The 25,123-nt window shown below is 70.5% G+C and carries 20 protein-coding genes and 1 tRNA gene; 7 read left to right on the plus strand and 14 right to left on the minus strand.

Annotated elements, in window-relative coordinates; all coding sequences use genetic code 11:
* Positions 1–20: 20 nt before the first annotated feature.
* From ACGFZP_RS35650 to ACGFZP_RS35705, 12 genes are all read right to left on the minus strand, one after another.
* Positions 21–1,064 (minus strand): substrate-binding domain-containing protein, encoded by a 1,044-nt coding sequence (locus ACGFZP_RS35650; RefSeq protein ID WP_392940880.1) that lies wholly within the window; start codon positions 1,062–1,064, stop codon positions 21–23.
* Positions 1,065–1,199: 135 nt separating this feature from the next.
* Positions 1,200–3,326, minus strand: coding sequence for an RICIN domain-containing protein (locus ACGFZP_RS35655; protein ID WP_392940882.1), 2,127 nt, complete (start codon positions 3,324–3,326; stop codon positions 1,200–1,202).
* Between the two features lie 881 nt (positions 3,327–4,207).
* Positions 4,208–4,903 carry a FadR/GntR family transcriptional regulator gene (locus ACGFZP_RS35660; protein ID WP_392940884.1) on the minus strand — a complete coding sequence of 232 codons (696 nt, stop codon included), beginning with the start codon at positions 4,901–4,903 and terminating at the stop codon, positions 4,208–4,210.
* A gap of 96 nt (positions 4,904–4,999) precedes the next feature.
* The gene (locus ACGFZP_RS35665) at positions 5,000–5,899 is read right to left on the minus strand and encodes an amidohydrolase family protein (RefSeq protein WP_392940885.1); all 900 of its coding nucleotides are present in this window, start codon (positions 5,897–5,899) and stop codon (positions 5,000–5,002) included.
* Positions 5,896–6,207, minus strand: a complete 312-nt coding sequence (locus ACGFZP_RS35670; protein ID WP_392940886.1) for an L-rhamnose mutarotase — start codon at positions 6,205–6,207, stop codon at positions 5,896–5,898. The genes ACGFZP_RS35665 and ACGFZP_RS35670 overlap by 4 nt, the downstream gene beginning before the upstream one ends.
* Positions 6,204–6,857, minus strand: a complete 654-nt coding sequence (locus ACGFZP_RS35675) for a lactate utilization protein C (RefSeq protein ID WP_392940887.1) — start codon at positions 6,855–6,857, stop codon at positions 6,204–6,206. Before ACGFZP_RS35675 ends, ACGFZP_RS35670 begins: the two co-directional genes overlap by 4 nt.
* On the minus strand, positions 6,854–8,305 hold the full coding sequence (locus tag ACGFZP_RS35680; protein WP_392940889.1) for a LutB/LldF family L-lactate oxidation iron-sulfur protein: 1,452 nt from the start codon (positions 8,303–8,305) through the stop codon (positions 6,854–6,856). Before ACGFZP_RS35680 ends, ACGFZP_RS35675 begins: the two co-directional genes overlap by 4 nt.
* Positions 8,302–9,042 carry a (Fe-S)-binding protein gene (locus ACGFZP_RS35685; RefSeq protein WP_392940891.1) on the minus strand — a complete coding sequence of 247 codons (741 nt, stop codon included), beginning with the start codon at positions 9,040–9,042 and terminating at the stop codon, positions 8,302–8,304. The genes ACGFZP_RS35680 and ACGFZP_RS35685 overlap by 4 nt, the downstream gene beginning before the upstream one ends.
* Positions 9,042–10,040 (minus strand): aldo/keto reductase, encoded by a 999-nt coding sequence (locus tag ACGFZP_RS35690; protein WP_392940893.1) that lies wholly within the window; start codon positions 10,038–10,040, stop codon positions 9,042–9,044. The genes ACGFZP_RS35685 and ACGFZP_RS35690 overlap by 1 nt, the downstream gene beginning before the upstream one ends.
* Entirely contained in the window at positions 10,037–10,801 is a 765-nt protein-coding gene (locus tag ACGFZP_RS35695; protein WP_392940895.1) for an SDR family NAD(P)-dependent oxidoreductase, read from the minus strand. Before ACGFZP_RS35695 ends, ACGFZP_RS35690 begins: the two co-directional genes overlap by 4 nt.
* Positions 10,798–12,138: an L-fuconate dehydratase gene (locus tag ACGFZP_RS35700; protein ID WP_392940897.1), complete on the minus strand. Its 1,341-nt coding sequence runs from the start codon at positions 12,136–12,138 to the stop codon at positions 10,798–10,800. The genes ACGFZP_RS35695 and ACGFZP_RS35700 overlap by 4 nt, the downstream gene beginning before the upstream one ends.
* An 11-nt stretch (positions 12,139–12,149) precedes the next feature.
* Positions 12,150–13,001 (minus strand): fumarylacetoacetate hydrolase family protein, encoded by an 852-nt coding sequence (locus ACGFZP_RS35705; RefSeq protein ID WP_392940898.1) that lies wholly within the window; start codon positions 12,999–13,001, stop codon positions 12,150–12,152.
* Positions 13,002–13,500: 499 nt separating this feature from the next.
* Here ACGFZP_RS35705 and ACGFZP_RS35710 point away from each other — a divergent pair, with 499 nt between their 5' ends.
* The 7 genes from ACGFZP_RS35710 (at position 13,501) to ACGFZP_RS35740 (ending at position 23,441) form a co-directional block, all read left to right on the plus strand.
* Positions 13,501–14,547 (plus strand): sugar ABC transporter substrate-binding protein, encoded by a 1,047-nt coding sequence (locus ACGFZP_RS35710; RefSeq protein ID WP_392940900.1) that lies wholly within the window; start codon positions 13,501–13,503, stop codon positions 14,545–14,547.
* 82 nt (positions 14,548–14,629) lie between these two features.
* Entirely contained in the window at positions 14,630–16,186 is a 1,557-nt protein-coding gene (locus ACGFZP_RS35715; RefSeq protein WP_392940902.1) for a sugar ABC transporter ATP-binding protein, read from the plus strand.
* On the plus strand, positions 16,170–17,201 hold the full coding sequence (locus tag ACGFZP_RS35720; RefSeq protein ID WP_392940903.1) for an ABC transporter permease: 1,032 nt from the start codon (positions 16,170–16,172) through the stop codon (positions 17,199–17,201). The genes ACGFZP_RS35715 and ACGFZP_RS35720 overlap by 17 nt, the downstream gene beginning before the upstream one ends.
* Before the next feature lie 134 nt (positions 17,202–17,335).
* A complete protein-coding gene (locus tag ACGFZP_RS35725; protein ID WP_392940905.1) occupies positions 17,336–18,034 on the plus strand; it encodes a FadR/GntR family transcriptional regulator in 699 nt (232 codons plus the stop codon).
* A gap of 80 nt (positions 18,035–18,114) precedes the next feature.
* Positions 18,115–19,152 (plus strand): sugar ABC transporter substrate-binding protein, encoded by a 1,038-nt coding sequence (locus tag ACGFZP_RS35730; protein WP_392940907.1) that lies wholly within the window; start codon positions 18,115–18,117, stop codon positions 19,150–19,152.
* 117 nt (positions 19,153–19,269) lie between these two features.
* Complete coding sequence (locus ACGFZP_RS35735; RefSeq protein WP_392940909.1) at positions 19,270–22,077, plus strand: ricin-type beta-trefoil lectin domain protein; 2,808 nt, start codon at positions 19,270–19,272, stop codon at positions 22,075–22,077.
* Between the two features lie 986 nt (positions 22,078–23,063).
* The gene (locus ACGFZP_RS35740; protein WP_392940910.1) at positions 23,064–23,441 is read left to right on the plus strand and encodes a hypothetical protein; all 378 of its coding nucleotides are present in this window, start codon (positions 23,064–23,066) and stop codon (positions 23,439–23,441) included.
* A gap of 40 nt (positions 23,442–23,481) precedes the next feature.
* Here ACGFZP_RS35740 and ACGFZP_RS35745 read toward each other — a convergent pair.
* Both ACGFZP_RS35745 and ACGFZP_RS35750 read right to left on the minus strand, forming a co-directional pair.
* Positions 23,482–23,555 (minus strand) — tRNA-Pro (locus ACGFZP_RS35745).
* A 137-nt stretch (positions 23,556–23,692) separates the two neighbouring features.
* The gene (locus tag ACGFZP_RS35750) at positions 23,693–24,988 is read right to left on the minus strand and encodes an MFS transporter (RefSeq protein WP_392940968.1); all 1,296 of its coding nucleotides are present in this window, start codon (positions 24,986–24,988) and stop codon (positions 23,693–23,695) included.
* Between the last annotated feature and the right edge of the window lie 135 nt (positions 24,989–25,123).

Raw genomic sequence — 25,123 nt, forward strand, 5'->3', positions numbered from 1 at the left:
GACCTAGGGCTGGCTGATGGTCAGTTGCAGCTGACTCCGGCCGACTTCCACGTGGCGGCGTCGACCATCTTGGTCGGGGCGAAGGCCTCGGCGGGGAACTCCTTGCCGTTCTTCAGCCGGTCGTACATGGTCTGGACGGCCAGCGCGCCGACATCCATGCCGTTGATGAAGAGGGCGGCCTTCATGCCGGACGGCTTGTCGCCACCCCAGTCCTTGCAGGCGAGGTACGCGCCGAGGCCGACGCCGATGACGTTGTCCGCGCCGATGCCGGCGTTCTCCAGGGCGGTGACGCCGCCCTGGACGTTCTCGTCGTTGCAGCCCCAGACCACCCAGTGCTTCACGCCCGGGTTGGCGGTGACGGTCGCGGCGATCTTGTCCTGGGCGCCGGTGGGGGTGTTGTCGGTGGCGACGTCGATGTTCTGCACACCGGGAACGGCGGCGCCGAAGGTCTCCTTGGCGGCCTTGACGCGGTCTCCGCAGACCGTGACGTCCTGCTTCCAGGCGGAGATGATCCGGGTGTCGGCCGGGTTCCAGCCCGCCTTCTTGAAGTCGTCGGCGGCGCGCTTGCCGACCTCGCCGCCCATCTGCGCGCCGGAGAAGCCGATCCGCGGGATGAGCTTGGCCTTGTCGCAGGCGGCCGGGTCAGGGCCGGTCGCGCAGATCTGGTCGTCCGAGGTGAGCAGGGCGATCTTGGCGTCCTTGGCGGCCTGCACGACCTGCGGGCCGACCGCCGGGTCCGGGACGACGACGATGATGCCGTTGGTCTTCTGGGCGATCGCGGACTGCACTTCGCTGACGGTCTTGTTCGCGTCGTTGCCGAGGTTCACGACCTTGAGGTCGATGCCGAGTTCGGCGGCCTTGGCCTTGGCGCCGGCCGCCTCGCCGGCGAAGTACTCCTGGTCGCCCTGCTTCTGCAGGTAGGTGATCGAGATCTTGCCGGACACCGGGGCGACCGACCCCTCGGCGGAGGTGGACTCCTGGCCGGTGGAACAGGCCGAGGTCGCCAGGCCGAGGGCCAGCAGTGCGGCGGTGGCGGCGAGGCGGCCGGAGGGGATTCTGGACATGGGGGTGCTCCTTGGGGCCCTGCGCCGCGGCGGCACGGGGTGTGCGGGAATGGGGTGGGGTTGGGGTTGGTGTGGCCGGTCTCGCGGCTTCAGGGCTCCACGAGACCGGCCGGCATCAGGACGGCGGGTGCCGTACTACGGGGTCGTGATCCACTGCTGGCTGGTCCGGCCTGTGGTGCAGGTCCACTGCAGGACCTGCGCGCCGTCGGCGGTCGAACTGCCATTGACGTCGAGGCACTTGCCGCTGTTGGTGTTGGTGAGGGGCGTGGTGGCGGGTCCGGCGAGCGGGGTCACGCCGAAGTGGGTGAAGTCGGCGTGCTGGAAGCCGCCGACGGCCAGTCCGCTCTGGCCGATCGCGTGGCCGGCGTGGGTGAGCGAGGCGACCTGGACGTGGTCGACGAAGGCGGTGATCGACTGGCCCTGCATCGCCAGCGAGACGTTGTGCCAGGTCCCGGCGCCCGCGCCGGGGTAGCTGCCGGCGGCCAGGACGGTGTCGGTCCCCGAGCGGTCCTCGCTGGACAGTCGCCAGGATCCGCCGTCGTCGATCCTCAGGTGGTAGGCGGAGCGGTCGTGGTCGACGTGGTCGATCCGGCCCAGCAGCTCGGCGGAGCTACCTGCCTCCTCCAACAGCACGTCGGTGGAGACCTGGTAGTTGCTCCACGACGGGTCGCCCAGCAGGGTGGCGGGGGTGTAGTTCATGTCGGTGTGCCAGGGGTGGGCGGGCGCCGTGATCACCTGGCGCAGGCACATCGGGGTGTCGGTGCCCGCGGGGCAGGGCGCGGTCTCGAAGGCCCCGGCCCAGTCGTGGACGTACCGGGCGGCGGCCCGGGCCGGGTATCCGCTCAGGTCGGCCTGGTAGGGCAGCGGGAAGTCCTTCGCGGGCGGCGCGACAGCAGTGCCCTTGCCCTGGCCGGTGGTGGTGGTCACGGTGTAGAGGTGGCCGGGCTGCACGGTCAGCGAGTAGCCGCCGTTTCGCGGCAGGATGTCCTGGGTGTGGACGAACCAGCGGGCGGGGTCGGCGGCATTCATGTCGGTGTCCCACACGTGCACCGGCCCGGTGGACAGCCCGCCGGCGACGCTGAGCGCGATCGTCTTCGCAGCCGAGGCGTCGGTGGTCTCGACGACCGTGCTGTAGTCCTGGCCGGACCTCAGGGTGACGTAACTCCCGCTGTGCCGGTCGCCGTTGATCCCGGTGCCGGACAGGTAGCCGCTGGCCGTGTCCAGGTAGCGCCAGCCCGGCTTGGCGAACTGCGTGGTGTGTGCCGTCACCCAGATGTCGCGGCCCACGGTGTAGTTGCCCGACCAGGGCTGGTCGGCGGACATCAGGCCGGCCCCGGCGAACGGAAGGTTCGAGGGCCAGGAGCCGACCAGCGCCCACTTGATGTCCGAGGTGATTCTGGCGTCGATGTACTCGCGGTTGAGGTTGCGAGCCAGCGCCGGCGGGTTGGCGCCGTCGCTGTCGTTGTCGTCCTCGGCCACCCACAGTGGCTTGCCCAGCCCGGTCGCGGTGCTGGTGCCCGGGCAGGCGGTGTACACCGGGGTCGAGTTCCAACACACGCCGTGCAGGCCCACGACCGCGACCGCCCGGTTGAAGGCGCTGTCCGTGGCCAGGTCCGAGGCGATCGTCCAGTTCGCGTCATTGCTGTCGGAGGCCACCAACAGGGTGTCGGCGTGGCCGCTGCCGTCCAGGGCGGTGCGCAGGTTCTCGAACCAGGCCTTGTCGTAGCCGTTCTCGTTCCAGCCGCCCAGGTAGCCGACCTTCAGTCCGTGGCTCTGGGCGCAGCCCAGCCAGGACTTGAGGTAGGTGATGTTGTCCTGGGACCAGATGCCGCCGTTCAGCCAGCCCGGTGCTGCCCACTCCAGGCCGTAGAACGCGATGTCGGGGTTGCGCGCCTTGGCCTGCGCCATCAGCCACCACTCGTAGCCGCGGTTGCAGTCGACCTCGGTCGGGGTGCGCATGTGGCTCGGTTCGGGTCCGTCGGAGGAGTTCGCGTCGCCGCCGATCTCCACCTTCAGCATCTGCAGCGAGGCGCCGTAGCCGGGCTTGAACAGGTAGTCCAGCACCTGCGTGCGCTGCGGCTCGGGGTAGTCGACCAGGAGCCGGGAGGTGGCCCCGCCGCCACTGATGGCACCGATTCCGTCGAAGACGCGGCCGCTTGACGCTCCGTCGATGGTGATCCGTTGCGCTGGAGCAGCGACTGCGGGTGAACTCGGGATCGCGGCGACGGTGGCGGCGAGAGCGACCGCAGAGGTTGCGAGCATGGTGAGCATGCTGCGGAAATTGATAGGATGTCTGCGCACGTAACGCTCCAAGGGCGCGACTGAAGGACCCGGCGGCCCGCCTGATGCCGGAAGGGGGTTCAAGGTTCAATGTTGCTCAATATTGAACGCATTCGCGCACAAGTCAACAACTTTGACTTGCAATTGCTTGAACAGTCGAGCTGTAGCTGCGGCGGCGCCAAGCAGAGATGCCAGCGACGACTGCGTCTCGGGACACTAAAAGGTCGGATGTGTAGGTGCTCTCTGGCAATGGAGCCGGTTCAGCTGGGGTCGGACGACAGGGCTCAGTTGCCTCGATCGCGTCGGGGCGGCCGACATTCCGCTTCCTCCCGGGCCGCCCGCACGGCGGGGCGAGGTCGGAGAGGTCGCAGGAGAGCTTCGGGCCACATAGTCGCCGACTGAACGCGTGCTCCATCGCGGCAACGTCAGCCGCAGCGCACCGTTCGCCGAAGGCTCGGCCGAACAGCTCGCGAGACACCGCCCGGACGTGTCAGTCCGTACCAGGGCGAGGCGAGGCACGACCGGGACCTCGTCAGCACCGACCAGCGGCCGACCACACAGCCTGATCGTCATACGGAGTTAGGAGGAGCCGCGGTTTCGGCCGCAGCGTGGGGAACGAGTCCTCCGTGCCGCCCGAGCCCCTGTCCATGCCGGGGCCGGCGGCACGTGCGGCAGCCGTCTGCCGGAAGGCCGGCTTCGAATCACGGGTGTGTGGCAGCTGCGACGACGTGACCAGCGCGCTCGGTTTCGCGTACGTCGCCGCCGCCCCCGAGGACCGGCGGTACTTCTCACCGCCGGGGATCACCCGCATACTGCTGCGCACACCGTCGTAACCGACGATCTCTTAAAGCGCTCGTCCTGGGTCAGCCGAGCGATGATCCGGCTGCACCGAGGGTGTCCCGCAGCCACTGCTCGACGCCAGCCACGTGCACCGTCGCCCAGGCGTGCGCGAGGTCGGGGCGGCGGTGGGCGATCGCATCGAGGATGGCGTGGTGCTGCTGGCGGGTCCGGTCGACCGCACCCTCCTCGGTCAGTCCGCGCCAAATCCGCGCCCGGGCGGTCGGGCCGGACAGGCCGTCGACGAGCGAGCACAGGACGGTGTTGCCGGAGCCGACTGCGATCCTGCGGTGGAACTCGAGGTCGTTGTCGATCAGTTCTTGCAGGGAGGCCTCGTCGCTCAGGCCCTCCAGGAGCTCCCCGAGCGCGGAGATCTCCGCATCCGGCATCACTCGGGCAGCCATGGCCGCAGCGGCGGGTTCCAGGATGCGGCGGACCTCCAGGAACTCCAGCACCGAGTTGTCCTGGTGGAAGTCGACGACGAAGCCCAGCGCATCCAGCAGCAGGTTGGGCTCCAGGCTCGTCACGTACGTGCCGTCTCCCTGGCGTACGTCGAGCACCCGGATGAGCGAGAGGGCCTTCACCGCCTCACGCAGGGAGTTGCGCGACAGGCCGAGTCGCTCGGCCAGGTCCGCCTCCTTGGGGAGTCGCGAACCGGGGCGCAGCTCTCCACTGACGATCATGGCTTTGATCTTCTCGATCGCCGAGTCGGTGACTGGCACGCCGTTGCCTTTCCCTGGTCCTGATCGTTGCAGCATAGCTTCCACGGCTGCCGCCCGATCACCTTGACCGTGACGGGTCAAAGTGGTCCGGGTCGGCTACGGACGCGTCGGGCCTGCACGTCCCTCGGCAGTCCTGCGCTGGCGGCCGAGCCCGTACACGCGGATCGCGTTGTGCCGGAACACCGCGTCCTTCTCCCTCGCGCCGAGCCCGTCCACGAGGTGCCTGGCGATCCGGGTGACCTCGGTGTAGCCGGCCTCCAGGGTGCAGACCGGCCAGTCGGAGCCGAAGAGGAGGCGTTGCGGGCCGAAGGCCTCCAGGGCGGTATCGGTGTACGGCGCGAGGTCCGCCGTCCGCCACCGGCCGGGGGCGGCTTCCGTCACCAGGCCGGAGAGCTTTCCCACAGTATTGGGCAGCGCGGCCAGGCGGCGCAGGTCCGCTGCCCAGGGGTGGAGGGCACCGCCGGCGATCGGGGGCTTGCCGAGGTGGTCGAGGACGAACGTCAGGCCGGGAAGTCGGGCGGCCGCGAGGGCTGCGGTGCGCAGCTGGTGCGGCTTGACGACGAGGTCGTAGGCGAGGCCGGCCTCGGCCACGGCGAGCAGGCCGCGCTGTACGTCGGGGCGCAGCAGCCACCCGGGATCGGGCTCCTCCTGGACCTGATGTCTGATGCCCACCAGTCTTTCCCCGCCGGGGAGTTCACGGAGAGCGGCGATCGCGTCGGCGACGTCGGGGGCGGTGAGGTCGGTCCAGCCGACGACGCCGGCGATCAGGTCGCTGCCGTCGGCCAGCGCCAGCAGTTCGGGGGTCTCCTCGGGGACGCAGACGGTCTGCACGACGACCGTGGCGGCCACTGCGGCCTCCGCGGCTTCGCGGGCGAGGTCGGCGGCGGTGAAGGAGCGGGCCAGTGGAGCGAGGGCCTCGCCGCTGATCCAGGGCTGCGGCCGCGTGTCGAGGTCCCAGACGTGGTGGTGCGCGTCGATGATCTGAGGTCCGGTCACAGCTCCCACACCACCGGTAGGCCGGCCCCGGCGCCGGTGTCGGAGTAGTCGTGGTTGACGTCGAGCAGTTCGCCCATCTTCTCCTGCCAGGCGACGTTGACCGGGAGGTGCTCCAGTTCGGCGAGGAGCCGGGGGTAGCTCTCGCACTCCAGCAGGTGGAACAGGTCGCAACCGCTGCGCCAGATCCTCCACGAGGTGACGCCGGCGGCCCGGATGGCTGCGACGAGGTCGGCGGGCACGTCCCGGTGGGCGGCCTCGTACTCGGCGATCCGGTCGGCGCGGACGCGGGTGTGCAGGGCGACACTCATGGCTGCTCCGGGTGGGTGGGGTGGTCGACGATGATGACCTGCAGGGAGCGGGGGCCGTGCACGCCTTCCACGCGTTCGAGTTCGATGTCGCTGGTGGCGGACGGCCCCGAGATGAAGGTGAGCGGGTTCCGCGGGTCGAGGCAGGCGAGGGCGTCAGGGACGTCGGCGACGATCTGCTCGCCGCGGACGATGCACAGGTGAAAGTCGGGGACGAGGGTGAGGGCGCGGCGGCCCTGGCCGGGGCCGGCGTCGAGGACGATGGTCCCGGTGACGGCGATGCCGGCGGCGGCCAGGGTGATCGCGCCCTCCAAGCTGTCGAGCACCGCCACGTCCAGCGGTTCTGCGTGCCACTCCCATTCGCCGGGTGGCAGCAGCTCGGCGGGGAAGCCGCCGGGCAGCGCCAGGTTTCTCGCCGCGCGGGCGGTGAGCGCGGCGGCGATGGCGGCCGGCAGGCCCGCCTCGTCGGTGCGGGTGACGGTGGCGCGGTAGTCGGCGACCCGCTCGGCGAACAGGGCGACGGTGTCCTCGCCCGGCTCCGTGTGCCTGCGGCGGTAGGTTTGGGGTACGGGGACGTCGCTGGGCAGTTCGCCGGCGGGGATGTCGGTGAGCGCGGCGCGGATACGGCCGAGGATGGCCTGACGGCTGTTCATGCTTCTTGGTCCCTGTTCTTGCGCCACCAGGTGCGGAAGGACTCGGCGGGGGGTGCGGGGGTGTCGCGGGTGTCGGACCAGCCGTGCAGCGGGCCCGGGAGTCGGCCGATCCTTCCGTCCCGGGCCAGGGCCCGGCCGCCGAGGGCGGCCGCCTTCTGGGCAACGCCGAGCAGGCGCGGGGAGTCGAGGACGGTGGCGGCGGCCTTCATGGCCAGCGCCTCCGCCCGCTTCGGCTTGGTCTCGACGGCCTTGGCCCGCAGGTGGGCCAGCACCTCGGGGATGTCGATCTTCACGGGGCAGGCGTCGTAGCAGGCCCCGCACAGGGTGGAGGCGAACGGCAGCGAAGCGGCGTTCTCCACGCCGACGAGCTGCGGGGTGAGGACGGCGCCGATCGGTCCGGGGTAGACGGAGCCGTAGGCGTGGCCGCCGGTGCGCTCGTAGACGGGGCAGACGTTGAGGCAGGCGGAGCAGCGGATGCAGGCGAGGGCCTGGCGTCCGACCTCGTCGGCGAGGGTGTCGGTGCGGCCGTTGTCGAGGAGGACCAGGTGGAAGGCCTGCGGGCCGTCGCCCTGCGTCACCCCGGTCCAGGTGGAGGTGTAGGGGTTCATCCGCTCGCCGGTGGACGAGCGGGGCAGCAGCTGGAGGAAGACCTCCAGGTCGGTCCAGGTGGGGACGACCTTCTCGACACCCATCACGGTGATCAGGGTCTCGGGCAGGGTGAGGCACATCCGACCGTTGCCCTCGGACTCCACGACCACGACCGTGCCGGTGTCGGCGACGGCGAAGTTGGCACCGGAGACGGCCACCTTGGCCGAGAGGAACTTCTTCCGCAGGTGCAGCCGGGCCGCGTCCGCCAGCTCGGCGGGTGAGTCGGTGAGCCCGTCCGGTGCGGGCCGGCCCCAGTGGCCCATCTCGGCAACGAACAGGTCCCGGACCTCGGTGCGGTTCCTGTGGATCGCGGGGACGAGAATGTGCGAGGGCCGGTCGTCTCCGAGCTGGACGATGAGCTCGGCCAGGTCGGTCTCGTACGCGGTGATCCCGGCTTCGGCCAGGGCCTCGTTGAGGCCGATCTCCTGCGTGGCCATCGACTTGACCTTCACCACCTCGCGTTCGCCGGTGGCCCGCACGAGTTCGGTCACGATGCGGTTGGCCTCGACGGCGTCCGAGGCCCAGTGCACGGTGCCGCCCGCGGCGCTGACGGCGGCCTCCAACTGGACGAGGTAGTGGTCGAGGTGGCGTGAGATCCGCTTCTTGATCGCGGCGGCGGCGTCGCGCAGTTGCTCCCAGTCGTCCAGCTCGGAGGCGACCGCGAGCCGCTTGTCGCGAATGGTCGTGGTGGCCCGTTTCAGGTTGGCACGCAGCTGGGTGTTGCCGAGCGCCTCGCGGGCGGCATCGGGAAAGGACGGGGCGTCGAGCCAGACGACGCCACGGCTGCCGGGGTTGCTCATCGTGCGGTTCCTTCGGAGGCGGCGAGGATCTCGGCGATGTGCATGGTCCGCACGGGGGCGCCCTGGCGGGACAGTCCGCCGCCGATGTGCATCAGGCAGGAGTTGTCGGCGGCGCACAGGACGTCGGCGCCGCTGTCCAGGACGGCGGTGTTCTTGTCGGCGAGCATCGCGGCGGAGGTGTCGGCGTTCTTGACGGCGAAGGTGCCGCCGAAGCCACAGCAGGAGTCGGCCGCGGGCAGGTCGACGAGGTCGATGTCCCGGACGGCGCGCAGCAGGCGGTCGGGGCGGTCGCCGAGGCGCAGGCCGCGCAGCGAGTGGCAGGTGGGGTGGTAGGCGACGCGGTGCGGGAAGCGGGCGCCGACGTCGGTGACGCCGAGGACGTCGGTCAGGAACTCGGTGAACTCGTGAACCCGGGGGACCAGTTCGGCGACCTGCTGTTGGAGGCCGGCGGGCCCGTACTCCCGGGCCAGCAACGGGTGGTTCTCCTTGACCATGCCGGCGCATGAGGCGGACGGCGTGATGACGGCGTCGTAGTCAGCGAAGGTCCGGACGAAGCGGGCCACCAGCGGGACGGCGTCGGGGCGGTAGCCGGTGTTGAAGTGCATCTGCCCGCAACAGGTCTGTTCCATCGGGAAGTCGACGGTGTGGCCCAGCCGCTCCAGTACGGTCACCACCGCGCGGCCGGTTTCGGGGAACATCGTGTCGTTGAAGCAGGTGATGAAAAGGGCGATGCGCATCAGCTCACCTCCTCGGGGGTGGGGACGTCCTCCCGCAGCAGTCCGCGGTCCCTGAGTTCTGCCCAGAGCTCCGCCGGGACGGGGTGATCGAGCATAGCGGCGGCGTCCCGGGCCTCGGCGGCGCTGCGGGTGCCGACCAGGACGCTCGCCACCGCCGGGTGCCCGAACGGGAAGTGCAGGGCGGCGGCGCGCAGCGGCACACCGTACGTCTCGCACACCGCCTTGAACTCCAGGGCCCGGCCGAGCAGGTGGACGGGGGCCGCGGTGTAGTCGAAGGTGGCACCCGGGCGGGGGTCGGCGAGCAGGCCGGAGTTGAAAACCCCTCCGATGACCACGCCGACGCCCCGCTGCTGAGCCAAGGGCAGCAGTTCGGCGAGTCCTCGCTGGTCGAGCAGGGTGTAGCGGCCGGCCAGCAGGACGGCGTCGATGTCGGTCTCGCGGATGAAGCGGGCGGGCAGTTCGGCCTGGTTCATGCCGAGGCCGATCGCTCCTATAACTCCCTCCGCGCGCAGGCGTTCGAGTTCGGGGTAGGCCTCGTCGAGGGCCTGTTCGGCGTGGTCGTCGGGATCGTGCAGGTAGGCGATGTCGATCCGGTCGAGGCCGAGCCGGTTCAGGCTGTCCTCGACGGAGTGGCGCACGCCCCGGGCGCTGAAGTCCCAGACCCGGTGGTGGGTGGCGGGCACGGCGAAGCCGTTGGCCAGGTCGTCGCCGTCGACGGAGGGGGTCGGCTCCAGCAGCCGGCCGACCTTCGTGGACAGGGTGAAGTCGTTCCGGGGCAGGTCGCGCAGCGCGTCACCAAGGCGGCGCTCGGACAATCCCAGGCCGTAGTGCGGGGCGGTGTCGAAGTACCGTACGCCCGCTTCCCAAGCGGCGGTGACAGCTTGTTCGGCCTGTTCGTCGGTGACCGGGGTGAACAGGTTGCCGATGCCGGCTGCGCCGAAGGCGAGTTCGGTGACCTGGACCTTGCTGCCGCCGAGCGGGCGGTGGCGCGGGTTCACGGGCGCGGCTCCTGTCGCAGGCGCAGGCCGGCCATGCCGCCGTCGACCGCGAGGGTGGTGCCGGTGACGCTGGCGGCGGCCGGGGAGGCCAGGTAGGCGATGGCTGCGGCGACCTCCTCGGCGGTCACCAGGCGCCCGGTCGGCTGGCGGGCGTTCAGGGCGTCGCGTTCGGCGGCCGGGTCGTCGGCGGCGTAGAGGAGCCGGGAGACCCACGGGGTGTCGACGGTGCCTGGGTTGACGCAGTTGACCCGGATGCCCTCGCGGACGTGGTCGGCGGCCATGGCCAGGGTGAGGGAGAGCACGGCGCCCTTGCTCGCCGAGTACAGCGCACGCTGGGGCAGTCCGGCGGTGGCGGCGATCGAGCAGGTGTTGACCACCGAGGCACGGGTGGAGCGGCGCAGGTACGGGAGGGCGGCGCGGGTGGTGCGGACGATGCCGAGCACGTTGACGTCCAGGACGCGGTGCCACTGCTCGTCGTCGTTGTCCTCGACGGTGCCGGCGGCGCCGATTCCGGCGTTGTTGACCAGGATGTCGATCCCGCCGAGCGCTTCGGCCGCCGCCTCGACGGCGGCGCGCACGGACTGGTCGTCGGAGACGTCGGTGGTGAAGCCGTGCAGCGGGGCCGCGACGGAGGCGGTGTCGAGGTCCAGGACGGCGACGCGCGCTCCGCGGGAGCTGAGCAGGTCCGCGGCCGCCCGGCCGATGCCGGAGGCGCCGCCGGTGACCAGGGCGGTGAGTCCCCGGAGGTCGCGGGTGGTCATGAGCGCTCCTGTTGCTCGGCGGCGGCCCGGTCGGCGGCCCAGAACGCGCCGTCGGGGTAGGTGTAGGTGTCGATGGTGGCCTGGTGCATGGTGGCGGAGAAGCCGGGGGCGGTGGGTGCCCGGTAGTGGCCGGCGTCGATGACGACGGGGTCGAGGAAGTGCTGGTGGAGGTGGTCGACGTACTCGATCACCCGGTCCTGGGTGGTGCCGGAGAGCGCGACGTAGTCGAACATCGACAGGTGCTGGACCAGTTCGCACAGGCCCACGCCACCGGCGTGTGGGCAGACCGGGACGCCGAACTTGGCGGCGAGCAGGAGGATGGCGAGGTTCTCGTTGACACCGGCCACCCGGGCCGAGTCCAGCTGGAGGACGTCGATGGCGCCGGCCTGGAGCAGCTGCTTGAAGACGATGCGGTTCTGGACGTGCTCGCCGGTGGCGACCTTGATCGGGTGGACCCCGCGCCGGACGGCGGCGTGGCCGAGGACGTCGTCGGGGCTGGTGGGCTCCTCGATCCAGTACGGGTCGAACTCGGCGAGGGCGTTCGTCCACTCGATCGCCTCGGCGACGTTCCAGCGCTGGTTGGCGTCGATCGCCATGCGAATGTCCGGGCCGACGGCCTGGCGGGCGGCGCGGCAGCGGCGGATGTCGTCCTGAAGGTCGGCGCCGACCTTCAGCTTGATCTGGGTGAAGCCGTCGGCCACCGCCTGCTGGGCGAGGCGGGTGAGCTTCTCGTCCGAGTACCCGAGCCAGCCGGGCGAGGTGGTGTAGGCGGGGTAGCCGCGCCGCAGCAACTCCGCGGTCCGGTCGGCCGCGCCATGCCGGCCCTTGGTCAGCAGCTCCAGCGCCTCCTCGGGGGTGAGCGCGTCCGCGATGTACCGGAAGTCGATCTGGGAGACCAGCCACACGGGGTCGGCGTCGGCGAGCAGCTGCCACAGCGGCTTGCCCTCGCGCTTGGCGGCGAGGTCCCAGACGGCGTTGACGACGGCGCCGATGGCCATGTGCATCACGCCCTTCTCGGGCCCCAGCCAGCGCAGCTGGCTGTCGCCGATCAGGTCGCGATAGAGGGAGCCGGGGTCGGCGCACAGCTCGGCGACGGGACGTCCGACGATGTGCTCGCTCAGCGCGTCGATGGCGGCGACCTGGACGTCGTTGCCGCGGCCGATGGTGAAGGTGAACCCGTGGCCCTCGTGGCCGCCCTCGGAGGTGCGCAGGACGACGTAGGCGGCGGAGTAGTCGGGGTCGGGATTCATCGCGTCGGACCCGTCCAGCTCCCGCGATGTGGGGAAGCGGATGTCGTAGGTGTCGACGGCGGTGATCCGCGCTGGGGTTGCGGACACGGTGGTGCCTTTCACGCGTTGGAGAAGGTCTGGCGCTGGGTGCCGAGGCCGTCGATGGACAGCTCGACGGTGTCGCCCGCGCGCAGGTAGGGGGTGCCGGGCAGTCCCAGGGCCACGCCGGCCGGGGTGCCGGTGTTGATGACATCGCCGGGGTTGAGCACCATGTACTGGCTGAGGTACCAGACGACGTGGGCGACATCGAAGATCATGTTCTTGGTGTTGCCGTCCTGGCGCGTCTCGCCGTTGACGGCCAGACGCAGGCCCAGGGCCTGCGGGTCGCCGGCCTCGTCAGAGGTGACCAGCCACGGACCGAGCGGGTTGAAGGTCTCGCAGGACTTGCCGAGGTCCCACTGCCCGGAATACTCCAGCTGGAACTCGCGCTCGGACACGTCGTTGCTGATCGCGAAGCCCGCGACATGGGCCAGGGCCTGGTCCGGCGAGTCCAGGTAGCGGGCCTCACGGCCTATCACGACCGCCAGCTCCACCTCCCAGTCGGTCTTCGTCGAACCTCGCGGGATCAGCACCCCGTCACAGGGTCCGACCACCGTGGACGGGTCCTTCATGAACACCACCGGCCGGAGGGGGACAGCCGCTCCGGTCTCCTCGGCGTGGTCACGGTAGTTGAGGCCGATACAGACGACCTTGCCCGGCCGGGCAACCGGCGCTCCGACCCGCAGGTCGGAGGGGTCGAGCTCGGGAAGTGTGTCGGCGGCAAGAGCGTTGCGGACGCGATCGATCCCGCCCGACGCGAGGAACGTCCCGTCGATGTCGCTGGTCACGCCCGTGAGTGCGAAGACGCGCCCGTCGTCGCCGAGTGCCGCCGGAACCTCTTCGCCCGCCGGTCCGATCCGCAGCAGCTTCATGCCCTGCTCCCGTCATAGGTCTGCGAGCCGGGACTCTTCACCGGCCGACACATCGGATGAATCTTTGACGCCCCGACCATACGAGCCTCGTCACGCCACCGCAAGAAGTCCTCCGATGTTTGCCGGGCCCTTCGGCTCGTACGCCCTCAAAAGAACCATCAAATTGGCAGCTCAGAGCGGAGGTGCCACTTCACTCGTGACACGGGACGGAAACCTGGACGTCACGGTTGAGAATCATCCCAGGTTTCCTCTTGTCAGTCAGATGTCAGGCTCGTATGGTCCTCCTGGCCTGCAAGCCATCCGATGACTGCGGGAAGCGCGATCCGGCTCCGTCAGCCACGGACCGCCGCAACCAGGAACCGGCCTCCCTCCTGGTGAGGGCTGGCAGGGAGGCCGCCCCCCTGCCCGCTTCGCCCCACCGGGACGGCCTCTCGGCCTCCCGCCACGCCGGATCCCCGTCCACGGGGGACCGGACGTCCCAGCCAAGGAGATCAGCACCATGAAGCCTCGCTCCTCCAGAATCGCGGCCACGGCCGCCGCCGTGGTCGTCCTGGCGGGGTTCGCCACGGCCTGCAACCGCGGCAGCGACTCCGGCGGGTCCGCGTCCGGCAAGCCAGCGATCGGCATCGACCTGCCGCGTGCGGACTCCGACTTCTGGAACTCCTACGCGCAGTACGTCAAGCAGGACGCCTCCGCCCAGGGCCTGAACACCCTGCCGGTGAGCAACTCCCAGAACGACGTCACCAAGCTGGTCGCCAACGTCCAGGTGTTCCAGAACACCGGCGCCAAGGCCGTCGTGATGGCCCCGCAAGACACCGGTGCGATCGCCTCCACCCTGGAACAGCTGTCCACCCGGAAGATCCCGGTGATCAGCGTCGACACCCGCCCCGACAAGGGCAACGTCTACATGGTGGTACGCGCCGACAACAAGGCGTACGGCACCAAGGCCTGCGAGTTCCTCGGCAAGCAGCTCGACGGCAAGGGCAAGGTCGCCGAGCTCCAGGGCGCGCTCAGCTCCATCAACGGGCGCGACCGCTCCGAGGCCTTCGCCGCCTGCATGAAGGAGAAGTTCCCCGGCATCCAGGTCATCGAGCTGGCCACCGACTGGAAGGGCGACGTCGCCTCCGCCAAGCTCCAGTCCACCCTGGCCGCCAACCCGGACCTCGGCGGCGTCTACATGCAGGCCGGCGGCGTCTTCCTCCAGCCCACCCTCGCCCTGCTGCAGCAGAAGGGCCTGCTCAAGCCCGCCGGCCAGCCCGGCCACATCGCCATCGTCTCCAACGACGGCATCCCGCAGGAGTTCGACGCGATCCGCAAGGGCGACATCGACGCGACCGTCTCCCAGCCTGCCGACCTCTACGCCAAGTACGCCCTGTACTACGCGCAGGCCGGAGCCGAGGGCAAGACCTTCCAGCCCGGTGCCACCGACCACCAGTCGACCATCATCCAGCTGCCCAACGGCCTGGAGGACCAGCTCCCCGCGCCGCTGGTCACCAAGGACAACGTCGACGACAAGTCCCTCTGGGGCAACAACGTCGGCAAGTAGCCCCACCGACCCCTCATGAGCCGCGGCCCGGGCTCCCCTCTCGGTGCCGCCGTTCTCGGACCCTGCGGAAAGGACACCCGCCATGGCGGACCCCAGCCCCGTCCGGGGCCCCGTCGTCGAGGCCGACGGGATCAGCAAGCGCTTCGGCGCCACCGTCGCGCTCAGCGACGCCCGCATCTCGGTCGCCCCTGGCGAATCGCATGCCCTGGTCGGCCGCAACGGCGCGGGCAAGTCCACGCTCGTGTCGATCCTCACCGGCCTGCAGAACCCCGACACGGGCACCCTGCGTTTCAACGGCGAGCCGGCTCCGGCCCCCGGGGACACCGCCGCCTGGCGCGCCCGGGTCGCCTGCGTCTACCAGCGCTCCACCATCATCCCCGCGCTGACCGTCGCCGAGAACCTGTTCCTGGACCGGCAGAGCTCCCGAGCGCTGCGGCCGATCAGCTGGCGGCAACTGCGCCACCGGGCCGGCGAACTGCTCACCGAGTACGGGGTGGACGTCGACCCGACCGCGCGCGCCGAGGCCCTGAGCGTCGAGCAGCGGCAGTTCGTCGAGATCGCCCGGGCACTGTCCTTCGGGGCTCGCTTCATCATCCTCGACGAGCCCACCGCCAAGCTCGACGCCCGCGGCATCGAGCGGCTCTTCGACAAGCTGCGCTCACTCCAACAGCAGGGCGTCGCCTTCCTCTTCATCTCCCACCACCTGCAAGAGGTCTACGACCTCTGCGCGACCGTCACGGTCTACCGGGACGCCCGACACATCGTCACCGCCCCGGTCGCCGACCTCGACCAGCAGGCCCTGGTGGAGGCGATGACCGGCGAGAGCGCCCGCAGCAGCAAACCCGCCTGGTCGGTGGCCGGCCGCACGCGCACCGACGGCACCCCACTGCTGGAGGTCTCCGGCCTGAGCCTGGCCGGCACCTACCAGGACGTCTCCCTGACCGCGCGGGCCGGCGAGGTCGTGGGCCTGGCCGGAGCGGCCGCCAGCGGCAACGTCCGGCTCGCCGAGACGATCGCCGGCCTGCACCGCCCGCAGGCCGGCACGATCACCGTCGCGGGCCGACCGGTGCGCACCGGGAAGGTGCCCGCCGCCCTCGCCGCCGGCATCGGCTTCGTCCCCGAGGACCGCCACATCCAGGGCCTGATCCCGCAGCGCAGCGTCGCCGAGAACGCCACCCTGACCGTCACCGACCAGCTCGGCCCGTTCGGCACGGTACTGCCCTCGCGCACCCGGGCCTTCGCCGGGCGGATGATCGCCGACCTCGACATCAAGACGCCCGGCCCCTCGGCCCCGGTGTCCGCCCTGTCCGGCGGCAACCAGCAGAAGGTCGTCATCGCCCGCGCTCTGGCCACCGAACCGCACGTGCTGGTGGCCATCCGCCCCACCAACGGCGTCGACATCAAGTCCAAGGAGTCCCTGCTCGGCACCGTCCGCCAGGTCGCCGACGCCGGGAAGACCGCCCTGATCGTGTCCGACGAACTCGACGACCTGCGCGTCTGCGACCGGGTCGTGGCCATGTTCCACGGCCGCGTCGTCGCCGAGTTCGAGCACGGCTGGAGCGACGAACAACTGGTCTCAGCCATGGAGGGCATGCCCGGCCCGACCGATCCGAAGGAACCCAATGTCTCCCACCACTGAGGTCCGCGCACACGCGGCGCCCGCCGCCACCCGGCCCGCCGAGCGCCGCTTCCAGCTCGCCCGCTACCGTGATCTCTCCCTCGTCCCGGTTCTCCTGGTGCTGGGCATCATCGGATTCGCGGTCTCGCCCGCCTTCCTCACCTCCGACAACCTGCTCGGCGTCGGCCAGCAGGCCACCGAACTGAGCCTGCTGGTCCTGGCCGAGGCGCTGATCCTGATCGTCGGCCGGATGGACCTGTCCCTGGAATCCACGATCGGCGTCGCCCCCGTCATCGCCGTCTGGCTGGTCCTCCCCGACCACGGCGCACGCTTCAACGGCCTCGGCCTCTTCCCCTCCTGGACCGCCATCCCGCTGTGCCTGGCCGTCGGCGCGCTCATCGGGGCGATCAACGGGTTCCTGATCCTCAAGCTGCGCCTCAACGGCTTCATCGTCACCCTCGGCGCGCTCACCCTGCTCCGCGGCCTCCAGGTCGCGATCTCCCAGGGGCAGTCGATCGTCAACCTGCCCGGCTCCTTCACCTACCTCGGCAGCACCAGCTGGCTCGGCGTCCCGGCGGCCATCTGGATCTGCGCCCTGCTCTTCCTGGCCGGCGGCAGCGCCCTCGCCTGGCTGCGCCACGGCCGAGCCCTGTACGCGATCGGCGGCAACTCCGAGGCCGCCCGCGCCGCCGGCATCCGGGTCGACCGGATCACCTGGACCGTGCTGATCCTCGGTGGCCTCCTGGCCGCGTTCGCCGGGGTCCTCTACACCGGCCACTACGGCTCCATCTCCGCCGACCAGGGAAACGGGTGGATCTTCCAGGTCTTCGCCGCCACCGTGATCGGCGGCGTCAGCCTCAACGGCGGCCGGGGCACCCTCTTCGGCGCCCTGACCGGTGTGCTGACCCTCCAGCTCGTGGTCAATGTCATGACGCTCGCGGGCGTCCCACCGCTGTGGAACCAGTTCCTCAACGGCGCGATCATCATCGTCGCGCTGATCATCTCCCGCTTCGCCTCGGGCGAGAAGCAGGAGTGACGGGCCGCACGGCCTGAGCCGCCCGGAGCGGCGCGACCGGACACCGGCGGGAACCGGTCGCGCCGCTTCGGCCTTCCCTTCCCCGTCCCTCGACCGACCTCACTCCCAAGCCCTCACGCAGGAGGTGAACACCCATGGCCGTGACCGACCGGGCCATCGAAAAGATCAAGGAGATGATCGTCTCCGGCGCCCTGCCGCCCGGCGCGAGACTCCCCAACGAGGCCGATCTCGCCGACCAGCTCGGGCTGTCGCGCAACTCGCTGCGCGAGGCCGTCCGGGCGCTCACCGCGATGCGGATCCTCGTCCCCAGACAGGGCGACGGCACATACGTGTCCGGCCTGGAGCCCCATCTCCTCCTCGAAGCGATGGCCTTCGCCGCCGATGTCTCCCACGGCCGCACAGCCGGGCAGCTCCTTCAGGTCCGACGCCTGCTGGAGCCACAGGCCGCCGCCCTCGCGGCCGGCCTGCTCACCGACGAACACCTGCGAACGCTGCGGGCCGTCCTCGACCGGAGTGCCACGGACATCGGCATCGAGGAGTTCATCGAACTCGACATCGAGTTCCACCGCACCATCGCCGATGCCGTCGGCAACCCCGTGCTGTCCACCCTGCTCGGCATCCTCTCCACCCACACCCAGCGGCTGCGCATCGTGCGCGGTACGCACAACGCTTCCGCCCGCGAGCAGGCCCACCGCGAACACGAAGCCATCTGGCGGGCCCTGGTCAACCGCGATGCCGTCCTGGCCGCCAGTGCCAGCACCGTGCACGTCGCCGCCGTCGAGGACTGGCTGGCCGCCGGCACCGACTCCCTGGCCCTCGGCACCATCGCCTGACGGCGAGCTGCCGAGTCCCGCACATCCGCTCCCCTCTCCCTCAGCCCGCAGGACCCCCACCGCCCAGGACGGTCTGACACATGAAGAGCCGAACCATCCGGACCACCTGCGCGGGCTGCATCGCCGTGTTGCTCGCCGGCTGCCTCACCGCCTGCGGGGGCACTGATGACGCCGGCAACTCCCGCCCGCAGATCGGCATCGACATCCCCCGCGCCGACTCCGACTTCTGGAAGGCGTACGCGAAGTACCTCCAGGAGGAGATCAACGACCAGCAGCTGGGTGTCCTGCCCCCGACCCGTTCGGACGGCGACGAGGCGACGTTCACCGCCAACGTCCACTCGCTGGCCGGCCGGCATCCCAAGTCCATCGTCATGGCGCCGCAGAACACCATGACCACCGATACGACACTCTCCGAGCTGTTCCGCGCAAACATCCACGCGATCAGCGTGGACACCGAACCGGAGCACGGCACCGTCTACATGGTGGTCCGCACCGACAACCGCTCGTACGGCACCAAGGCCTGCGAGTTCCTCGGCAAACAGCTCGGCGGCAAGGGCAAGGTCGCCGAACTACAGGGCGCACTGAGCTCCATCAACGGATACGAACGCTCCGAGGGATTCGCCGCCTGCATGAAACGCAACTTCCCCGGTATCCAGGTGATCGCGCTGCCCACCGACTGGAAGGGTGACGTCGCCTCCGCCAAGCTCCAGTCCACCCTGGCCGCCAACCCGGACCTGAACGGCATCTACCTGCAGGCCGGCGGCGTCTTCCTCCAGCCCGCCCTCGACCTCCTGCGTCAGAAAGGCCTGCTCAAGCCTGCCGGCCAGAGCGGCCACATCACCATCGTCTCCAACGACGGCATCCCCGCCGAGCTCAACGCCATCCGCAAGGGCGACATCGACGCGACCGTCTCCCAGCCCGCCGACCTCTATGCCAAGTACGCCCTGTACTACGCCAAGGCCGCCACCGAGGGCAAGACCTTCCGTCCCGGCCCCACCGACCACGGCTCCACCATCATCTCCCTGCCCAACGGCCTGGAGGACCAGATCCCCTCGTCCCTGGTCACCAAGGAGAACGTCGACGACCCGTCGCTCTGGGCCAACCACGCCGCAGGCTGACCCGAGACGGGCCCCGGAACCAGGCCGGCAGCCACCGCGACGACGGGACGACGCGACTCCGGCCTGTGCACCACCACTGCACCACTCCCCCACCCACCCCCGCTGAAAGGCCGCACCATGCGAAGTGCACCGGTGGTCAGGGCGATAGTCGCCCTGACCCTTGGTACCACCGCCGCCGCCTGGTCCCCCGCCACGGCGACCGCCGCCACCACGACCACCGCCTGGTCCGGCGGCGCGTTCTCCGTCGACACCGCGAGCCTCGTCCGCGAGGCGAACATCGTCCTGGGCAGCCCGAACACCGCGGCGACCCAGTCCATGCCGTTGGGCAACGGCACCCTCGGCGCCGCGGTCTGGGCCGCCAACGGCTTCACCACCCAACTCAACCGCGCCGACACCCTGCCCGGCCGCAAGTCCCCCGGCTGGCTGCAGATCCCCGGCCTGTCCCGGATCACGAACGCCGCCGACTTCACCGCCACCGTCGACCCGTACGACGGCGTGCTACGCGAGTCCGGCGACGGGATGAGCGCGACGATCTACGTCCGCGCCGACAAGGACGAGCTGGTCGTGGACGTGACCGGCGCCGACCCGAACACCGTCCAGTCCGCCACCGTCAACCTGTGGTCCGGGCGCACCCCGGCCGCGGCGGCCTCCGGTGGCGTCGCGACGCTCGCCGAGACCTGGGTCGACAGCAATGCCACCACCGGCTCCGGCCGGACCTTCGGCTCCCTGGCCGCGCTCACCGCCGGCGGGCGCAACGTCTCCGCCACGGTCGCCGACCCGCAGACCGTGAAGGTGAACCTCACCCCCAACCCCGACGGCAGCTTCCGGATCCTGGTAGGCAGCCCGAGCTGGACCGGCGGCAACGCCGCCACCACCGCCGCCTCGCTGCTGGGTTCGGACGCGACCGCGAGCTCCGACGCCCTGCGAGCGCCGCACCAGGCCTGGTGGCACACCTACTGGGGCAAGCTCGGCCTGGTGAAGCTCTCCTCGGCGGACGGCACCGCCGCCTACCTGGAGAAGCTGCGCACCCTGTACTACTTCTACACCGCCGAGGAGTCCCGCGGGCCGCTGCCCGGCTCCCAGGCCGGAGTCGCCGACCTCTTCAACTTCTCTCAGGACGCCCAGAACTGGTACCCGGCCGGCTACTGGTTCTGGAACATCCGCGGACAGGTGGCCGCCAACATCGGCGCCGGCGCGTTCGAGCTCAACACCGGCCTCTACAACCTCTACACCTCCAATCTGGCCAACATCCAGGCCTGGACCAGGGCCCACATGGGCAACCGGCCCGGCATCTGCGTGCCGGAGACCATGCGCTTCAACGGCAACGGCTTCCAGAGCGACAGCGACCCGTTCGGCGCCGCCTCCTGCGACGACGCCCTGTCCACCTGGAACGGCCGGACCGTCTCCTCCGGCGCGGAGATCGGCCTGTGGGTCTGGCAGCAGTACCTGACCACCGGCGACCGCAGCTTTCTGGCCTCCAACTACCCGCTCATGCAACAGTCCGCCCAGTTCCTGCTGGCATACACGACCGTCGGAGCGGACGGCAAGCGGCACGCGGTGGCCAACGTCCACGAGAACCAGTGGAACGTGCAGGACCCGGTCAACATGATCGACGCGATGAAGGCCCTCTTCCCCGCCACGATCTCCGCCGCCCGGGCCCTGAACGCCGATGCCACGCTGGTGTCCCAGCTGCAGGCCGCGATCCCGCAGATCCCCGACTACCCGCGCACCGACGCCGCGACCCACCGGCAGAACCTCACCGCCGCCGCCGACGCATCCGGCACTGACGTCCTCGGCCAGTCCTCCCAGCCCACCGCACCGGTCTACAACACCGAGAACGACGACCTCGAAGCCGTCTGGCCCTACAATCTGATCGGCGACAACTCGCCGTTGCTCTCCCTGGCGCAGCGCACCTACAACAGCCGGGTCAACGTCCAGCAGAACGACTGGAGTTTCGACGCCGTCCACGCCGCCCGCCTCGGCCTGCCCGGCCGAGTCGCCGCCGACCTGACCGCGCTCACCCAGAAGTACCAGACCTACCCCACCGGCCTGGCCAACCTGTGGGGCCAGTCCGGCGGCAGCGAGCCGTACATCGAGCAGGCCGCCAACGTCGCACTGGCGATCAACGAGGCCCTGGTCCAGGACTACGACGGACTGCTGCGCATCGCTCCGGCCCTCCCCCAGGGCTGGGACGCCGACGGCACTCAGTACATCCACGGCGGCAGCACCGTCTCTGTCCAGGTCCATGGCGGCGTCATCGGCACCGTCGGCATCCACGCCGGCTCCACCGGCACGCTCAACGTCCGCAATCCCTGGCCCGGCCAGAGCGTTTCGGTCGTCGATGGCACCGACCAGAAGACCGTCATCATCCGCCCCACCAGTGCCGGACAGTTCACCATCCCGACCACGGCCGGCAAGTCCTACCTGGTCCAGCAGGTGTCGGCCCCGGTCTCCGGTATGACGTTCAGTCGGCTCTCCGGCACACCGGCCACAGCGGCCAGCCACCTGGGCACCGTCCAGATCGGCCTGGACAAAACCACTGGCACCGGCCAGATCACCGGCATCAACGGCCTGTGCGTCGACGACTCCGGAGCCGGCACCACCGACGGAAACCCCATCGTCGTCTGGGCCTGCAGCGGCACCGCCGCCAACCAGCAGTGGACCGTCGGCACCGACGGCACCCTGCGCACCCTCGGCAAATGCATGACCGCCCCCGGCAACACCCCCGGCAACAACACCCCCATCCAGCTGTACGGCTGCGTGAACGGGGCCGGCAACCAGGTCTGGCAACCCCAGGCCGACGGCACCCTCAAGAACCCGCAGAGCAACAAGTGCCTGGACGACTCGGGCGCCGGTCCCGCCGGCACCCAGCTGATCCTGTGGGACTGCTCCGCTGCCGCCAACCAGATCTGGCACCTGCCCTGATTCCGACCTGACGCAACAAGGCCTGGGGTGCCGACCAATGATGGTGGTCGGCACCCCGGGCACGCGTGATCCTCGATGCCGCACTCGTCGAGAGCGTCGTACTCGGCGACCTCACCGACCCCGCCCGGCAAGCCGTCCTCCTCAGCGGTAGGTCGAGTGCGCGCTCGAGTTGGCCAGCCAGGTGCGCCAGCGGTTGATGCCCGACCCAGGATGGATGGCGGCACTGCCGCCGGGCTGGCTCTGGTGCTACGGCTCGACAGGCTGCGGACGCGCATCCTGGGAGTCTGGCGGGGAAGGCCCACGCCCTCCTGCAGGCTCCTGAGGGCGACCTGCCGGAAGTCGGGCACGACCCGCACGATGTCGTCGCCGAGTACCGCTGGCTTGGTCGCGGCTACGCGCAGCGGGTCGAGCCCGGAGAACAGGCGCTCAACCATGCCTCGTCCCGCGCCGTCCTGGAACTGGAGCGGACGTACGCCGGCAAGGCCTTCGCGGCACTCATAAGCTCCCCGACTCAGCGGGCACTTCGGCAACAAGTCCGCTGTGTTCCTCAACACGGGCCGCACGCTCCCACCACCCGCGCACGACCGGGGTCCTCGGCACTGGACGCAATACTCCGGATCGAGTGGCTGGTTACGTGGTGTCCCCAGCCCGGAGCGCCAGTGCCCGGTGCGCAGCCACCTCAGACAGACCCCGATGCCCTCGCCACCGCACCCGGAACCTGCCAGCCACCTGCGGGCCCTCACCGCGAGCCGCAGGTCAGGGCCCCAATTCGGCGTTGGTGATCGCATGGTGGTCGCAGGCGAGCGTCGGGGCAGTGCCCCGGTAGCCTCCGCGGGTCGACCAAGGGACCAACTGCCGCAGGAGGCTGGGGAAGTGCGCAAGTCAGGACGGCCGGGCCGGGTCTACCGTCGGTGCGGATGCCGCGACGCCGACCGACGGCAACTCGGAGCGTCGTGTCCGCACCTGGCCGAGGAGGGGCACGGCACGTGGACGTTCGCCGTGCTTCACTCACCGGCCAAAGGCGCACCGTGCGCCGTGGCGGCTTCGAGGATGCCTTCGCCGCCGAGACGGCGCTTCGGCGCTTCCTCGAAGGGCGCCGACTGGGCTTCGACGCCGACCCGCACGAGACGGTGGCCGCCTACCTCACCAAGTGGCTGAAGTCGATGGAGTTCCTGCTCAAGCCCACCACCTACGCCCGCTACCGCACCTACGTGCTCTGCGAGTTGATACCCGTCTTCGGCAAGCTGCGCCTGGAGGAGCTCGCCCACGACCACATCGCCGCCTACGCCCACGAGCAGCTCGAAGCCGACCGCGGACGCCAGGCCGTCTACCACCTGTCGGGCCATCAACAAAAAGGCCGCTGACCTGGGATTACTCCCGGCCAACGGCCTTCCGACATCACTGTCGGGACGACAGGATTTGAACCTGCGACCCCTTGACCCCCAGTCAAGTGCGCTACCAAGCTGCGCCACGTCCCGTGGTCTCGCTGCCTGCAGTGGAGCCTGGGGGGCTCTGCTGTTCGGCTTCTCGACCTTGTCTCCGGTGTCCCGGCGACGTGGAAAACAATACAGCACGTCGGGGGGTGCTCGCTGCCAGGTATTGCGGGTGGCGGGGGTCAGGGGGTGGGGTGGCGGGCGTCGTAGCGGAGGAAGGCGGGGCGGCGGGCGGCGAGGAGGAGGATGGCGGCGACGCAGGCGAGGCCACCGCTGATGACGGAGGTGGCGGGGCTGGTGAGAGAGGCGACGGCGCCGGATTCGAAGTCGCCGAGGCGGGGGCCGCCGGCGACGACCACGATGAAGATGCCCTGGAGGCGGCCGCGCATCTCGTCGGGGGCTGCGACCTGCATCATCGTGTTGCGGAAGATCATGCTGACGGTGTCGGCGCAGCCGGCCACGGCGAGCAGGAGGAGACCGGGCCAGAGGCTGCGGACCAGGCCGAAGGCGGCGATGGCGAGGCCCCAGGCGGCGACGGAGACGAGGACCGCGGCGCCTTGGCGGTTGACCCGGCTGACCCAGCCGGAGAAGAGGGCGCCGACCAGGGCACCGACCGCGGGGGCGGAGACCAGCAGGCCGACGGTGCGGGCGTCGCCGCCGTAGAAGGTGACCGCGATGGCGGGGAAGAGGGCGCGCGGCATGCCGAAGATCATGGCGGCGAGGTCGGCGAGGAAGCTGGTGCGCAGGTTGGGCTGCTCACGTAGGAAGCGCAGGCCGTCGAGGACGGAGGCGCGGCCGCGGCGGTCGCCCAGCGGGCGCATGGAGGGCAGGCGCCACATCGCGTACAGGGTGGCGCCGAAGGCGACGGTGTCGACCAGGTAGGCGGCCTGGGCGCCGTAGGCGCCGATGAGGACGCCACCGACCATGGGGCCGACGGTGAGGCCGAGGTTCATGCTGACCGTATTCAGGGCGTTCGCGGCCGGGAGCTGATGGCTCGGGACCAGGCGCGGGATCATCGCCGAGCGGGCCGGGGAGCTCAGCGCGAAGAAGCCGGCCTGGACGGCGACGGCCGCGTAGAGCAGTGCGACGAGTCCGAGTCCGGCCAGCGCCTGGGCGGCCAGGACGGCGGAGACGGCGGCGAGGCCCGCGGATCCGATCAGTCCGAGGCGCCGACGGTCGACGGTGTCGGCGATCGCGCCACCGTAGAGGCCGAAGGCGATCAGCGGGAAGAGCGAGAAGAGGCCGACCAGGCCGGTGGCGAAGCTGGATCCGGTGAGGTCGTAGACCTGGACGGAGACCGCCACGGCCGTCATCTGCTGGCCGATGGAGGAGACCGCCTGGCCGAACCAGACCCGCCGGTAGTCCGCGTTCTCCCGCAGCGGGCTGAGGTCGGCGAAGGCCCCGCGGGTGACGCGCCGGAACCACGGCGGGGAGGGCGTGTCGGGAACGGAGGAGGAAATGGGGGTGGAAGTGGGGATGGGGGCGGGAGAGGAGGCGGGAACGGGATCGGCGGCCGGGGCGGCGGCAGGCGGCGGCGAGGTCGGCGAGTCGGCGGAGGAATTCGCAGGATGATTGGTCGACACAGCCACCTATAGTCGTCCTGCCCGCCCTGG

This window comes from Kitasatospora sp. NPDC048239 (assembly GCF_043202015.1).
Classification (GTDB): domain Bacteria; phylum Actinomycetota; class Actinomycetes; order Streptomycetales; family Streptomycetaceae; genus Kitasatospora.

Excerpts from the sequence above, each read along its gene's own strand:
- ACGFZP_RS35725 (WP_392940905.1), top strand. The coding sequence starts at position 17,336 with ATGGCCGTGACCGACCGGGCCATCGAAAAGATCAAGGAGATGATCGTC.
- ACGFZP_RS35735 (WP_392940909.1), top strand. The coding sequence starts at position 19,270 with ATGCGAAGTGCACCGGTGGTCAGGGCGATAGTCGCCCTGACCCTTGGT.
- ACGFZP_RS35685 (WP_392940891.1), bottom strand. The coding sequence starts at position 9,042 with ATGCGCATCGCCCTTTTCATCACCTGCTTCAACGACACGATGTTCCCC.
- ACGFZP_RS35680 (WP_392940889.1), bottom strand. The coding sequence starts at position 8,305 with ATGAGCAACCCCGGCAGCCGTGGCGTCGTCTGGCTCGACGCCCCGTCC.
- ACGFZP_RS35655 (WP_392940882.1), bottom strand. The coding sequence starts at position 3,326 with ATGCTCGCAACCTCTGCGGTCGCTCTCGCCGCCACCGTCGCCGCGATC.
- ACGFZP_RS35730 (WP_392940907.1), top strand. The coding sequence starts at position 18,115 with ATGAAGAGCCGAACCATCCGGACCACCTGCGCGGGCTGCATCGCCGTG.
- ACGFZP_RS35705 (WP_392940898.1), bottom strand. The coding sequence starts at position 13,001 with ATGAAGCTGCTGCGGATCGGACCGGCGGGCGAAGAGGTTCCGGCGGCA.
- ACGFZP_RS35670 (WP_392940886.1), bottom strand. The coding sequence starts at position 6,207 with ATGAGTGTCGCCCTGCACACCCGCGTCCGCGCCGACCGGATCGCCGAG.
- ACGFZP_RS35715 (WP_392940902.1), top strand. The coding sequence starts at position 14,630 with ATGGCGGACCCCAGCCCCGTCCGGGGCCCCGTCGTCGAGGCCGACGGG.
- ACGFZP_RS35710 (WP_392940900.1), top strand. The coding sequence starts at position 13,501 with ATGAAGCCTCGCTCCTCCAGAATCGCGGCCACGGCCGCCGCCGTGGTC.
- ACGFZP_RS35695 (WP_392940895.1), bottom strand. The coding sequence starts at position 10,801 with ATGACCACCCGCGACCTCCGGGGACTCACCGCCCTGGTCACCGGCGGC.
- ACGFZP_RS35675 (WP_392940887.1), bottom strand. The coding sequence starts at position 6,857 with ATGAACAGCCGTCAGGCCATCCTCGGCCGTATCCGCGCCGCGCTCACC.
- ACGFZP_RS35650 (WP_392940880.1), bottom strand. The coding sequence starts at position 1,064 with ATGTCCAGAATCCCCTCCGGCCGCCTCGCCGCCACCGCCGCACTGCTG.
- ACGFZP_RS35720 (WP_392940903.1), top strand. The coding sequence starts at position 16,170 with ATGTCTCCCACCACTGAGGTCCGCGCACACGCGGCGCCCGCCGCCACC.